At 59.0% G+C, this 12,986-nt stretch carries 11 protein-coding genes; 8 read left to right on the top strand and 3 right to left on the bottom strand.

Features of this window, described 5'->3' with window-relative positions; all coding sequences use genetic code 11:
• Nucleotides 1-3: 3 nt before the first annotated feature.
• Nucleotides 4-1,149, top strand: coding sequence for a glycosyltransferase (locus tag FIU93_RS30090; protein ID WP_152507976.1), 1,146 nt, complete (start codon nucleotides 4-6; stop codon nucleotides 1,147-1,149).
• Nucleotides 1,150-1,174: 25 nt separating this feature from the next.
• Here the strand turns inward: FIU93_RS30090 and FIU93_RS30085 are convergent, their stop codons facing one another.
• The 3 genes from FIU93_RS30085 to FIU93_RS30075 all read right to left on the bottom strand — a co-directional run bounded on the left by FIU93_RS30085 (nucleotide 1,175) and on the right by FIU93_RS30075 (nucleotide 4,272).
• The gene (locus tag FIU93_RS30085; protein ID WP_152507975.1) at nucleotides 1,175-1,846 is read right to left on the bottom strand and encodes an HAD family hydrolase; all 672 of its coding nucleotides are present in this window, start codon (nucleotides 1,844-1,846) and stop codon (nucleotides 1,175-1,177) included.
• Nucleotides 1,847-1,975: 129 nt separating this feature from the next.
• Nucleotides 1,976-2,893: an ATP-grasp domain-containing protein gene (locus FIU93_RS30080; RefSeq protein ID WP_286202458.1), complete on the bottom strand. Its 918-nt coding sequence runs from the start codon at nucleotides 2,891-2,893 to the stop codon at nucleotides 1,976-1,978.
• Nucleotides 2,894-3,150: 257 nt separating this feature from the next.
• Nucleotides 3,151-4,272 carry a response regulator gene (locus tag FIU93_RS30075; protein ID WP_152507974.1) on the bottom strand — a complete coding sequence of 374 codons (1,122 nt, stop codon included), beginning with the start codon at nucleotides 4,270-4,272 and terminating at the stop codon, nucleotides 3,151-3,153.
• Between the two features lie 201 nt (nucleotides 4,273-4,473).
• On the opposite strand from FIU93_RS30075, the gene FIU93_RS30070 reads away from it, so the two are divergent.
• The 7 genes from FIU93_RS30070 (at nucleotide 4,474) to ugpC (ending at nucleotide 12,969) form a co-directional block, all read left to right on the top strand.
• On the top strand, nucleotides 4,474-5,454 hold the full coding sequence (locus FIU93_RS30070; RefSeq protein ID WP_031268848.1) for a hypothetical protein: 981 nt from the start codon (nucleotides 4,474-4,476) through the stop codon (nucleotides 5,452-5,454).
• Nucleotides 5,455-5,843: 389 nt separating this feature from the next.
• Nucleotides 5,844-6,332: a molybdopterin-dependent oxidoreductase gene (locus FIU93_RS30065; RefSeq protein ID WP_353621968.1), complete on the top strand. Its 489-nt coding sequence runs from the start codon at nucleotides 5,844-5,846 to the stop codon at nucleotides 6,330-6,332.
• Complete coding sequence (locus tag FIU93_RS30060) at nucleotides 6,329-7,669, top strand: HAMP domain-containing sensor histidine kinase (RefSeq protein WP_152507972.1); 1,341 nt, start codon at nucleotides 6,329-6,331, stop codon at nucleotides 7,667-7,669. The genes FIU93_RS30065 and FIU93_RS30060 overlap by 4 nt, the downstream gene beginning before the upstream one ends.
• Before the next feature lie 155 nt (nucleotides 7,670-7,824).
• Nucleotides 7,825-8,841, top strand: a complete 1,017-nt coding sequence (locus tag FIU93_RS30055) for a LacI family DNA-binding transcriptional regulator (protein WP_022999577.1) — start codon at nucleotides 7,825-7,827, stop codon at nucleotides 8,839-8,841.
• A gap of 114 nt (nucleotides 8,842-8,955) precedes the next feature.
• Nucleotides 8,956-10,416: an FAD-binding oxidoreductase gene (locus FIU93_RS30050; RefSeq protein WP_173017463.1), complete on the top strand. Its 1,461-nt coding sequence runs from the start codon at nucleotides 8,956-8,958 to the stop codon at nucleotides 10,414-10,416.
• Complete coding sequence (locus FIU93_RS30045) at nucleotides 10,409-11,905, top strand: xylulokinase (protein ID WP_286202456.1); 1,497 nt, start codon at nucleotides 10,409-10,411, stop codon at nucleotides 11,903-11,905. The genes FIU93_RS30050 and FIU93_RS30045 overlap by 8 nt, the downstream gene beginning before the upstream one ends.
• A complete protein-coding gene (gene ugpC, locus FIU93_RS30040; protein ID WP_152507969.1) occupies nucleotides 11,905-12,969 on the top strand; it encodes a sn-glycerol-3-phosphate ABC transporter ATP-binding protein UgpC in 1,065 nt (354 codons plus the stop codon). The genes FIU93_RS30045 and ugpC overlap by 1 nt, the downstream gene beginning before the upstream one ends.
• The last annotated feature ends 17 nt before the right edge of the window (nucleotides 12,970-12,986 follow it).

The following is a 12,986-nucleotide window of genomic DNA, read 5'->3' as shown; positions in this document are numbered from 1 at the left end:
CTGATGGACTACGTTGGCAGCGAAGGTGCTGGACTGGAGGTTGGAACGGACACTGCCGCGCCGGTCATGCATGTGATTACGAATTTCGCCGCCAGCGGCGGAGCGGAAACGATGCTGGCAAGGCTCCTGGCAGCGACATCCGAACCGACAATCGTGGTCCCTTTGATCGGCGTTTCAGAGCGCAACCTGAGTTTGGCCGGACGGCCGGACGTGGAATATCATCCGCTCAACGCACGCGGGGCGGTGCACATGCCGGGTGCAATCATGAAACTGACAGGGCTGATGCGGGAGAAGCGCCCGCGAGCGGTGCTGTGCTGGATGTATCATGCAATGGTTGTCGGCACCTTGTCGGCGCGCCTGGCTGGGGCGCCGCCCGTCTTCTGGACGGTGCGCCAGGCACTTGACGATCCGCGCAGCCTGACGCGAAGCACGCGCCTCGCCGTTGCAGGGGCACGCATGCTATCGTCTCGCGCTGCCGGCATCGTTTACAATTCGGCACGGGCAAGAGAGCAGCACGAACAGTATGGCTATGCCGCGCGGTTCGGAAAGGTTATCCCGAACGGCGTCGTGGTTCCCGAGCAGGCGGACCCCACGCCGCGCAAGGCCCGTGTGTTCGGTATAGCCGCGCGCTTTCATCCTCAAAAGGACCACTTGAACTTCTTCCGGGCCGCAGCGCAGATCGCCGCACAATTTCCCGATGCTCGCTTTGTTGCCGCAGGTTTCGGTCTTGATGACCGCAACAGCGAAGTTATGGCCATGATTGAAGACGCAGGGCTTGATCCGGCACGTCTGAAATTGCTTGGGGAGCTGCGTGACATGGGGGATTTCTATTCGCAGATAGATGTTCTCGTCCTGTCGTCCAGAACGGAAGGGTTCCCGAATGTTGTCGCCGAAGCCATGAGCCATGCCCGTCCGGTGGTCACCACCAATGTCGGCGACGCGGCACTTGTTGTCGCTGATACCGGCAAGGTTGTTTCACCGGGCGATCCGGATGCGCTGTGCGAAGCGATGGCCGAATTTGCCCGAATGCCCCCCGAGCAGGTTGCCGATCTCGGCAAAAGGGCTCGGCAGCGCATCGTGGCGAACTACCAGGTGAAGCACATTCTCGGTGAATACCAGGAGATTCTGTCGCAGCGTGGTCCAGCCTGAAGGCACACTTGCGGCCCACAGTTAGCTATTTCATCGAAACCGTCTGGACCGTCAACGCGCCGTCGAGTTCATCCAGCGACGTTATTTCGACATGGGCCGCGTGTGCATCATCTTTCGCGTGCGGCGGATGCACGGCGCCCGCCCGCCGGATCTGAACGGTGATCCAGCCGCGCGCTTTTGGCGTCACGAAGTCCTTGGCGGGATTGTCGGCGACGTAGACCATCGGCCCGCCGCCTGCCGCAAGTCCTTCCATTTCCTCGTAAGCGCGGGGATGTGGTTTGCCATATCCTTGAGGCCAGTCTCCGGTCTTGCGGATATTCTCAATCCAGCGGTCAAGACCAAGGGCAACGATCTTGGCGTTTTGAGTTTCCGCCGGACCGTCCGTAATCAGACCGAACGGACCGCGGTGACGCTCGAGAAAACGCGCCGCGTCCGGAGCCAGCGAAATCTGCGGCGGGTGGCCACGGTAAGCCGCAACAAGATCAGCGATCAAATGGCTGTCGCCGCAGTGTCCGAGCCTTTCAAGCGCGCGGTTGAAGATCTGACGCCGCTCGCCTTCCTCGAACAACACCCTGCAGGCGTTGCCAAAGCCTTCCAGGCCTTCGCGTTCTTTCACCCAACCGTCGAGAAAACGATAGCCGCTGAACGCAAATTCCCGCTCCAGATAGAGCGTATCGTCCAGATCAAAAACAATCATCGCAATCCGCCAGTTAACGAATGTGGGGTCGACCGGACAACGCTACCGGCCAGGGCTTCTACTGCCAGGACAGAGCCGAGGTGCGGGTCCTGACAAAAGACCATTGCGGCTCCGGCAATCCTGCGACGATCAGCCGTCGTAGATCGCGCTGTCGTATCGGAGCATTTTGACATTTTCTCGCCAGTCGTCGTTTGCGCTGCACGGGAGGCCCGACACTTCCTCAAGAAGCCATTGTGCAAAACGCGCGCCGGCATGGTCGGCCAAGGGATACCCGCCCCCAAATCTTGCATTGATTTCAATGACACGCGGTCCCAGCTCCGGGTCGTCGATCACCTGGAAACAGGCCACGCCGGTCAGGCTTGGCAAGGCCCGGTGCACGCCTTCGGCGATTTGCCGGAAGTCATCCCGTCGCACCGTTCTTCCCTTCTCGACTTCACCCGCGCGGATCTGGATGCGCAGATGAGGAACCACCGTTCGCAGGCTGCCGCCTGAATCGACGAACATGTTGATCGTGTATTCCGGGCCACGCAGAAACTGCTGGAAGACCATTGGTTCCTCAAAACGGCCGGGCAGCTCTTCGATAGCCTGAAAGACCTGCAGTCCCCGGCTGGCGCTACCGCCGCTCGGCTTGGCAAACACCGGCCAGCCGAGTGCATCCGGATCGGACAGCAACGCTTCATGTCCCAGCGATTTCGGCACCGGCACGCCTGCCGCCTCGAGCATCTCCGACGTCAGCCGCTTGTCCCTCACAATTTCGATGACTTCAGTCGAAGCCACATGCACCCGCGCTCCCAGCCGGGTGAACGCGTCGGATACGCAGGCAAGTGCCATCAACTCCGTGTCAATCGTCGGAACCACCAGATCGACCCGGTTGTCACGCACAATGTCGAGAATGGCGTCGGCATAACTCGGGTCGTCGCAACGCGGCACGGCAAACGCCCGATCCGCAGCTGCACATGCTGCACTTAAATCCGGAGCAAGGTCACAGGCGAGGATTTCCAGCTGGATTCCCAGATGGTCGGCAGCAGATCGGAAACATTGAAGCAAACCAACGCGGCGTCCCGCAGAACAAAGCAGCAATCGTAATTTTTTGACCGGCACAACAAATTCTCCGGAAATGTGAGAGGCAATTCAAATGGAATATCAATTCAGTATACGCGGCAATTTCGACCGCAGAGAGAATATAACCAGCCTTGGCTAGTTTGTGAATTCAGTTTCACGAACGTAATGAAGTCAGCGTGATCTTTTTGATTGTTGAAATTCACCTGCGTAACAAATTTGCCAGCATGCTCATCTTGGTGTCGTCACGTTGTTGGAAGCGCTTCAGCCTTTCCACGTTTCTCAACGTCCCCCTGCGGTTCCTTGATCGAGACAAGGCCGGTGAGAAGCAGTGCGATGAGGTCTGCCTGACGATTGGTTCCGGTCTTTTCGAAGAGATTGCGCAAATGAAAAGCGACTGTCGTCGGTGCGATTGAAAGCTCCTGCGCGATGTCTTCCTTTCGCCGCCCCTGCGCCAACGCGCGGGCGACCTCCGATTCAGTCGGCGTCAGATCGAACAGGCCTGCCAGGATCTCGTCCGGCATCCTTGGCCGATGCGCGAGATCCGAAATGAATATCACCGCCTTCGCGTCATCGTTCGGCAATCCCGTACTGTCCGGGAGCGAACAGACCGTAAGCAGAAAATCACGCCGTCCGGACGGTCTTTGCACCGTCAGGCTGGCAAGGTGGTCCTGGCCCTTGCAGGCAGCCTCACAGGCATTCGCCAGCAGTTTCCTGATATCGTTGGCGAGCTGCGATGAACCGGTATGGAGCGTCCGGTCGATCACCAGCCCGTCCCTGGCCATATGTATTTCCCGAGCTGCTTTATTTGCGAAGACAACACCGGACAACGACACCAGCACGATACCGAAGGAAAGCACGTTGAGAACGCTCTCCATGCCGTTCATTCCAAGCGATCGGTCCGATCCGCTGCCTGCCAGGGCCTGCCGAAGCGTTTCCAGTTCGTTTTTTTGCCTGTCATCGATCCGGCTGACCTGGCGCAAGCGGGCCTCGATCGTCGCCAGCAACAGGTCATAGTCTATCGGTTTGACCAGATAATCGTCCGCACCCGCGCGCTTGCCATGAATGATCTCGTCGCGCTGGTTTAGAGCCGTCAGGAAAACGAAAGGAACATCTGCGAGATGCGTGTGCCTGCCTCTGACGGTTTCGAGCAAGCCGTAACCGTCGAGCCGGGGCATGGAGATATCGCACAAGATGAGATGCGGGCGGATCGTTTCCAGCACGTCCAGCGCTTCACGGCCATCAGCTGCACCGACCGCGTCATAGCCTGCAGCGGAAAGTTCATCGATGATGTCCTGGCGAAGATGGCACTGGTCCTCAACACAGAGAACCGTCAGTTTCTGACCGGATTTGGGCATCGATTGCATTAACTGCTCTTTGAACCAGACCACGTTGAAATCTGACCGTGATGAGCCCGATAGTCGGTTCCATGGATGGCGGCGTCAATGGGCGGTCTTTCTTGACGCGATTTCATTCACCTGTCCCCGTTCAAACGCAGGGGGACAGCACTCACGTTCGACAATATTCTCCCGCCATATTGCAACAGAGCGTTCAAGGAGACGCCAAATATGTGGGATTTTTCTATTGGCCGTGCATTAGGCCTGATGTTTCAGACACTGCCTTTCATCATCTTGCGCATGGCGGTCTATTTCGGAGCTGCCGTTGCCTACATTCTTGCAACGGGTGTCGGGGCCGGCGTCGGCTGGGGCATCGGCGGGTTCGGCGATGCCGATTTCCAGGCAACGACCACGACCTGGGGCGGCGTCATCGGGTTCGGTGCAGTCGCTGTCGTGATGTATCTGCTGAGAGAATACGTTCTCTATGTCGTCAAGGCCGGGCACATTGCCGTTCTGGTCAAGCTGCTCGACGGCAAGGAGATGCCGGGCGGGCGGTCTCAGATTTCCTACGCCCGCGAAGAAGTCTCTCAAAGGTTTATGCAGGCCAGTGTGCTTTTCGGCGTCGACCAGCTGATAAAGGGTGTGCTGCGCGCAATCACGGGCTTGGTGCGGGGCGTCTTCACGCTTCTGCCGATCCCCGGTGCCCGGCAACTGATCTCGATTGCCGAGGCCTTCCTGCGCATTGCCGTCGGTTTCATCGACGAAGTCATCCTCGCCTATACGATCCGGACAAATTCGGACAACGTGTGGGCTTCGTCCCGGAGCGGGCTGGTGCTTTACGCCCAGAATTATAAACCGATGCTCAAGAATGCCGCCTGGCTCACTCTTATCGTCTACGGCCTGTCGTTTCTTGTCTTCCTCGTCATGTTGGCTCCGGCCGCCCTGGTCGCATATCTCGTTCCAGGCAGCTGGTCTGCGGGCGGCATCGTGTTTGCAATTTTGTTCGCGTGGTCCGTCAAGTCCGCTTTGCTGGAGCCTTTTGCAGTCACCTGCATCATGGAGGTCTACTTCCGGACAATCGAAGGGCAACAGCCTGATCCGGCCTGGGAAGCCAAGCTCGAACAGCTTTCGACGAAATTTTCCAGTCTAAAGGAAAAGGCGGCGTCCTATCAGCCTCCCCGGATCAACGATCCCGTCAAGGCGGCTGGCTGATCATCACGCACGCAGTCAGGACTGCCTTGTCCTGTCTGCACCGGCATCCGGCATCCGGCGTCCGGCAATTCAGCGCCCTGTTTCTTGTTGTTCGCGTCGCGGGAACTCGGGACAGGGCGAAATACGCAATTTTCGGCGTGCGCAACATCGGAGGTCTGGCATCGGTTGAATGTTTGCAACATCAACAACCGGTGGCATAATGATTTTTTTGACCTTTGCGGGCCCGATCATTGATTGAAGCATTTGAAAAACAAGCGTTACCGGCAACGAGACGAAAAGACATGGCAGCGGCGTTGTGCCGGTGTTGCAGTCACTTTCGCGGCTCCTTCAGGTTCACCAATCTGCTTTTTTCCCTCAAACCGTCAAAGGCATTTGCAGGGACAATGCTCATGCTGATCGGTGTCGGTTTATCCGTTCCGACAGCTCGATCGGAAAACGTGTCATTGACCGCCCCAGCAGGCGAAGTCCGGCTGACAGTGACCGGCAATATCCGCAAGACAAACTCAGCGGGCGCCGCGCATCTTGACGATGCGTTGCTGGAAGCACTGCCCCGTCACACCCTCGAGACCTCAACTGTCGTCACGGACGGCGTAAAACGCTTTGACGGCTTCCTGATGCGCGACCTGCTTGAATTCGTCGGCGCCGACGGCACAACGGTTACCGCCAGTGCGCTCAACGATTATACCATCGACATCCCGATGGAAGACTTCGTGCGGTACGATGTTCTTGTCGCAACCCATATGGATGGCGAACGGCTACAACCCTCGGACAAGGGCCCTTTCTGGATCGTTTATCCCCGGGACGGCCATTCCGACCTTCAGGACATCCGTTACGACTATCGCTGGGTGTGGCAGTTGATCCAACTGAAGATCAAATGACGCGCAGAAGCGATCTTGTCGCCTATATCGTTGCAGGCACTGCGTCTGTTGCCTTCGTCTTGCTGCTCGTTTTTTCCCTCGCACGGCTTCTCGATACCGAAGCGGAATTGCGGCGCAACGAGGGGGACAACATGCTGTGGGCGATCTCACGAACGCAATCCGCGGCGCTCCTGCTGGATGCCGAGGTTTCCCGTCATGTCGGCAGCATCTCCCGCAAGGCGGCTGAACTGGACAAACGATACAACGTGATGCTTAGCCGCCTGAACCTGTTATCGGAGGGGCCTCAACGACGCTACATGCGAGAGCTTGGCCTGGACGGAAAGCTGGAAAAGGTGGCTGGGGCGCTACGAGCGCTTGAGGCAAAAATCCTGGACATGTCATATGGCGACGTCCAGACGGCTTCTGCCGTTCACGACCTTCTCCAGCCCTTGATTGAGGATCTCGGCCGCGCCGGAAACCAGTCCATGGTCCGGCAATGGGAAGCAACGGGTGCGCGGCTCGACAATCAACGTGCCGCAATCGTGCAGGTCATCATTTCCATCGTGGCGATCATTGTTCTCGGCGCCTTTCTGTCCTTCACGATGTTGCGGGCGATGGCCGAACAGCAACGCATCCGGCTGTCGCTCTTGCGTGAACGCGAAACCGCCGAGATCTATCGCAGTTTCGTTGCCCTGGTTTCTCACCAGTTTCGAACCCCGCTCGCCGTCATCGATTCCGCCATGCAGCGCGTCTTGCGGAGCGGGAACCAGATGCCAACCGACGAAATCAGGCAACGGGCAAGCCAGGTGCGCTCCGAGGTCCGGGGTTTGACAAGCCTGCTGGAAGCGACGCTGGATGTCGTTCGGCTCGAAGAAAGACAGGTGACGGCCAGACCCGGAAACTGCCATGTCGAGGATCTCATTCAACGGGTCGTCGCCCGTCAGAGTGAAGAGACACCGGAGCGGGCTTTTTCCCTGGAAATTGGCAACAAGGTTCCCCAAACGATCGAGACGGACCGGTTGCTTGCGGAACAGATCCTCAACAATCTTCTATCGAATGCGGTGAAATATTCGCCGGTTACCGAGCCGGTTTCAGTGAGTGTCCGGGCGCAGAACAGGTCCATTTTCATCTCCGTGCACGATCGAGGCGTTGGTATTCCGCCGGAGGAACAGGAGCGCGTGTTCAGCCGCTTCTTTCGCGGTCATGGCACTGCGGGAATTCCCGGCACAGGTATCGGGCTCAACATCTCTTCCCAGGTTGCCAGGTTGCTCGGGGGAGAGTTGTCTTTTGAAAGTCAGGCGGGAATAGGATCGGCCTTTACTTTGAAACTGCCGGAGAAATGGCCGGGTATTCAATAGATGGCGTTCTTGGCGCCAAAACTGCTATGAGACTGGATTCACGGCTTTTGTTCGCATGTGAAGTGCGAACATTGATCTGAGCACAGACCTGCTTGCGCAGATTTTGCGAAATCAGGTTCTGAGCTCTGGATCCATCAGTTTCCAGGGGAGGGGAAATGAAGCGCAAAAAACCACTTGTAACCCTGCGCGATGTGGCAGAGGCAACCGGTGTCAACGTGTCGACAGTTTCGCGCGTGCTTCAGAACAAGGGACGTGTTTCCCAAAAGACCAGAACCCATATTCTGGAAACGGCCGAACGTCTCGGCTATCACGGCAACCCGGTTGCGAGAGCCCTGAAAACCGCAAAATCCTCGACACTTTTGATGGTTGTCCCGCAGATCGAAAACCCGATCTTTGCTTCGGCGATTGTGGGAGCCGAAATCGAGGCACGCGAGAAAGGTTTTGCCCTTCTGGTCTCCTATGACAAGGGCGATGGGCGCGAGATCATCACGGACATTTCTCGATCAAGCATCATCGAGGGTGTCATCATCGCGAGTTTCGATGAGGATGACCGGTTGCGACAGATGCTGAACAGCACGGGATTGCCGCATGTGATCCTCAACCGACATCTGGCCGGTGACCGGAATTGCGTTGCGATCGATACCCGCGAGGCAGCCCGCATCGGGGTTGAGCACCTCATCGCCATGGGGCATCGCCGGATCGGGCATCTGGCCGGGCGGCTCGGCCGGTTCAATGGCGACATGCGGCGTCAGGGATGGCAACAGGCTCTGGAAGCCGCCGGCCTCGACCACGGCGAGGAATTCGTTGCCCAGGCAGGCTACGATCCTGCAGCCGTACCTGCGGCCGTCGACAAACTGCTGGCCTGCGGCGTGACCGCTATTCACGCCGCGACGCTGCTGACCGCAGCTGCGGCCATTGCCAGATTGCACGAACTCAAGCTCCGTGTGCCGGAAGATGTTTCCGTCGTCACGATGCATGACGACCTGCTTGCCCGGGTCGTTTATCCCCAGGTGACCACAGTGGCTTTACCCTCCCAGGAAATGGGACGCGCGGCAGCCAGCCGGCTCATCGACCTGATCCAGGGAACTGCGCCCGACGAAGGCTCAGCGCTCGAAAGTCTCCTTCTTCCTCCAGGCGATCTCATCGTGCGCGCATCGGTCGCCTCCATCTGAAATTCAGCAAACCGGGCTTGACATCCAGACCAAAGTGCAATTGTTTGTGCTTGAGCAAACGTTTGCCCAACGCGATTTCTACTAATCCGATTGGGCATGGAGGAGGAAAAATCTTTGAGTAATCGTGATCTCGTTTCCGAGCTTTCGGAGCTGGTCGGTGCGGAAAACGTCCTGGTGGACGAAGGTTCGCGCGCCGGCTATGCACACGACCGTCTGCCCTATGCGAACTTCCGTGCAAGGGAAGGCGCCCTGGTCGGTACGCTGCCAGGCCTCGTCGTGCGCCCCGCCACAACGGAGCAGGTCTCGGCAATTGTCGGGAAGGCAAGCAAGGCAGATCACCCCCTCATTCCCTATGGCAGCGGCTCCGGTGTTCTCGGCGGGATCATTCCCCTGGGCGGCGAAGTCATGCTCGACATGCAGCGCATGAACCGCATCCTGAAGATCGACCGGGACAACCATCTGGTAACGGTCGAAGCCGGCATGAACGGCGAAGTGTTCGAAGACGCGCTTAACGCAGAAGGTTTTACATCCGGTCATCTGCCGCAATCGCTGACCATCTCGACGGTCGGCGGGTGGGCCGCCTGCCGCGGCGGTGGTCAGGAATCGAGCCGCTTCGGCAAAATCGAGAACATTGTCGTTGGCCTCAAGGCGGTCATGCCGGATGGGCGCGTGCTGGAAATCAGACCGCTTCCCAAGCGGGCCTCCGGACCATCGGTTCTCGATATCATCGTCGGCAGTGAAGGCACGCTTGCCGTCATAACGGAACTGACCCTGCGCATCTGGACGCTGCCGCCCGCCGAAGAGGCGATCGTGCTGGCACTTCCCGATCGCACAGCTGCCCTCTCGCTTGCCAAGCGCATCATGCAGGCGGGGCTGCATCCGCGCATCGTTCGTCTCTATGACGAAAAGGAAACCGCCTCGCGCACCGAAGGCATCAGTGCTTTTGAAACGCGCCCGGTGATGGCCAACATCGTGGTTTGCGGCGAAGAAGCCATTGTGGCTGCAGAAGCGGCACTGGTACGCGAGTTTGCAAAGAGCGTGGATGCCGTGGAAACGGAAACACGTCCCTTCGACGAATGGCGGGCAAAGCGCTACGTCTCCATTACGAAACAGTGGCTTGATAAAGGCTACTACAACGACACGCTCGAAGTCTCGGTGAACTGGAGCAAGGCTTCTTCGCTTTACGACACGATCGCAGCCCGGATTGCTGCGGAAGTCTCCAAGGACGCCCATTTCAGTGCCCACTGGTCGCATGTCTATCCGGAAGGCGTGTGCCAATACATGACCTTGCGCCTTCCTCCCATGGATCAGTCTGCAGCCTTGCCGCTGCATGAAAATATGTGGGACATCGTCAACGGTGAAACGCTCGCGCATGGCGGCTCGATCGCTCACCACCATGGAAGCGGCCTTTTCCGCGGACCCTGGATGGACGGAGAGCACGGCGTCGGCATGGATATTCTGCGCTGTATCAAGGCCTCCGTTGATCCGCAAAACCTCTTCAATCCCGGCAAACTCGGCTTTCCACCGCGCGCCGGCTCCATCGATCCGTACCGGGACAGGGGTGCAAATGTCTGACGCCCTTTTGCTTGGGATCGACCTCGGAGCAGGATCGCTCAAGTCGACGGTCATCACCACGGACGGGAAGGTCGTGGCTTCGGCCTCCTGTCCGGTCGAAACACTCACACCGAAACCCGGATTCAGCGAACAGGATCCGGAAGGCTGGTGGTCGGCACTCGTCACATCCTTGCAGAAGATCTGGCAGGGCGGCCTGGAGCCGCATCGCATCGTTGCGGTTTCCGTGACAGCCGGAGCGCACACCCACGTGCTCGAAGACGAGTCAGGCAGCACATTGCGGCCCGCGATCATGTGGAATGACCAGCGTTCCGGTTCTCAGGTTGTGCGGGAAAGAGCAGCGCGCGGGGCTCAGATCATTGACCTTTCGGGCAATCGCATCAGCCCCACCTGGACGCTGCCGCAATTGATCTGGTTGCAGGAAGAAGAGCCGGAAACGCACAGCCGCATCCGCCGGCTTCGCCCGGCCAAGGATTGGCTGCGCCGTCGTCTCGACGGCAGCGATGCAACCGACATCACGGATGCCTGGGGGCTCATGCTTGCCGATGCACGTTCAGGGGGCTGGTCGTCTGAACTCTGCGCGATGGGAGGGCTTGAAACCGATGTTCTTCCGGAAATAGTTGCATCGACGGCGACGACGGGGACCGTGACATCAGGGGCCGCTCAGGAAACCGGTTTGCAGGAAGGCACACCGGTCATTTGCGGAACCTCCGATACCAATGCGGAAACCTATGCAGCGGGCATGACGCGCAAAGGCATCGGAGCCCTGAAGCTCGCCACGGCAGGCACGGTCTCTACATTGACGGACGCTCCCCGGTTTTCCGACGATGTCATACATTACCCGCACCTGGTGTCCGATCATCACTACTCGATCCTGGGAACCAACTCGTGCGCCTCGGCCCATCGCTGGCTGCGTGACGCGCTTTTCTCGGACATGGGTTTCGAGGGCATGGATGCCAAAGCTGCCGAAGCCCCTGCAGGGTCGGAAGGTCTGCTCTTTCATCCCTACCTCAACGGCGAGCGGAGCCCCTACTGGGACCCCGACTTGCGCGCCTCTTTCGTAGGGCTAGGGTTCCAGCATGGAGCACCGCATTTCTGCCGGGCTCTCTATGAAGGCGTTGCCTATACGCTGCGCGATTGCCTTTCCGTTCTGCAACAGCGCGGCATGGGCTTCACCACCGCCCGTCTCGTCGGCGGGGGGACACGCAGCGCCTTGTGGCGGCAGATCATTGCGGATGTCACAAGACTGACGATCGAAGTTCCCGCCGAAGGCGATGCGTCCTTCGGTGCAGCGCTTATCGCGGGCATTGGTACGGGCGTTTTCTCGGACACCAATGACGCTGCCCGCGTCATCCGCGTGGCAGAGACCTTGACGCCCAATGCCCGGACCACGGCGACTTACGACGAAGGCTTCGTTCGGTTCCGGGAGGCAAAGGAAGCCCTCACACCGATCAACCACAAAACCGTGCGGGCAACCGGGGAGGCCAAGTAATGGCGGAAGTCAGTCTGCGCAAACTGCGCAAGACCTATGGGGCCGTGGTTGCGGTGGAAGGCGTCGACCTTGAGATCGCCAAGGGCGAACTCATCGTTCTGCTTGGCCCTTCCGGATGCGGGAAATCGACAACCCTGCGCATGGTCGCGGGGTTGGAAACGATCAGCGCCGGGGAACTGCATATCGGTGGCCGGAACGTGACCACCCTGGAGCCCAAGGACCGTGACATCGCCATGGTGTTCCAGAACTACGCGCTTTATCCGCACAAGACCATTCGCGGCAACATGTCGTTTGGTCTCAAGATGCGCGGCATGAAAGGGGGCGAGATCTCCAGGCGGGTCGACGCTGCAGCAGAAATGCTGGACATCACGCACCTGCTCAACCGCAAGCCCGGCCAGCTTTCAGGCGGACAGATGCAGCGTGTCGCACTCGGCCGTGCCCTTGTTCGCGACCCGGCGGTGTTTCTGCTCGATGAACCGCTGTCCAACCTGGATGCGAAGCTTCGCTCCAGGATGCGGGAGGAAATCGCCCTTCTTCAGCGGCGCATCGGCAAGGCAATGCTTTACGTCACGCACGATCAAACGGAGGCAATGACCCTTGCCGACCGGATCGTCATCATGCGCGACGGACATGTGCAGCAGATCGGTTCGCCGCTGGAGGTATACGACCGGCCGGCAAACGCCTTCGTCGCGGGCTTCATCGGCTCGCCTGAAATGAACCTCGTTGAAGCTGACCTCAAGAACGGTTTTCTCAGCCTGTCGGCTGATGTCTCCATTCCTGCCCGCAGCGCTACCGGTGAGCGGGAGGTGATTGCCGGCATTCGGCCGGAAGCCATCACGATTTCCGACGAAGGTCCGGAGTTCGCGGTCCGGGGCATCGAACAGCTCGGCTCGCAAACGCTTTTCATCGGCGAGACGGCTGGTCATCGCCTGCGGGTCATGACCCAGCGCAGGGACGACATCAAGGTTGGTGAGAGCGTTCAACTCGCTCTTCCCGCAGCATCAATCCACCTGTTTGACCGCGCCAGCGGTGAACGCCTCGAGATGCCGGGAGGGGCAGCTTGAACAAAAGGGTTTAGCCG

It is taken from the genome of Labrenzia sp. THAF35 (assembly GCF_009363595.1).
Taxonomy (GTDB): domain Bacteria; phylum Pseudomonadota; class Alphaproteobacteria; order Rhizobiales; family Stappiaceae; genus Roseibium; species Roseibium algicola.
This window is presented reverse-complemented; position numbering and strand designations above follow the sequence as displayed.

Excerpts from the sequence above, each read along its gene's own strand:
- FIU93_RS30060 (WP_152507972.1), top strand. The coding sequence starts at position 6,329 with ATGACGCGCAGAAGCGATCTTGTCGCCTATATCGTTGCAGGCACTGCG.
- FIU93_RS30085 (WP_152507975.1), bottom strand. The coding sequence starts at position 1,846 with ATGATTGTTTTTGATCTGGACGATACGCTCTATCTGGAGCGGGAATTT.
- FIU93_RS30090 (WP_152507976.1), top strand. The coding sequence starts at position 4 with ATGGACTACGTTGGCAGCGAAGGTGCTGGACTGGAGGTTGGAACGGAC.
- FIU93_RS30075 (WP_152507974.1), bottom strand. The coding sequence starts at position 4,272 with ATGCAATCGATGCCCAAATCCGGTCAGAAACTGACGGTTCTCTGTGTT.
- ugpC (WP_152507969.1), top strand. The coding sequence starts at position 11,905 with ATGGCGGAAGTCAGTCTGCGCAAACTGCGCAAGACCTATGGGGCCGTG.
- FIU93_RS30055 (WP_022999577.1), top strand. The coding sequence starts at position 7,825 with ATGAAGCGCAAAAAACCACTTGTAACCCTGCGCGATGTGGCAGAGGCA.
- FIU93_RS30070 (WP_031268848.1), top strand. The coding sequence starts at position 4,474 with ATGTGGGATTTTTCTATTGGCCGTGCATTAGGCCTGATGTTTCAGACA.
- FIU93_RS30065 (WP_353621968.1), top strand. The coding sequence starts at position 5,844 with ATGCTGATCGGTGTCGGTTTATCCGTTCCGACAGCTCGATCGGAAAAC.
- FIU93_RS30045 (WP_286202456.1), top strand. The coding sequence starts at position 10,409 with ATGTCTGACGCCCTTTTGCTTGGGATCGACCTCGGAGCAGGATCGCTC.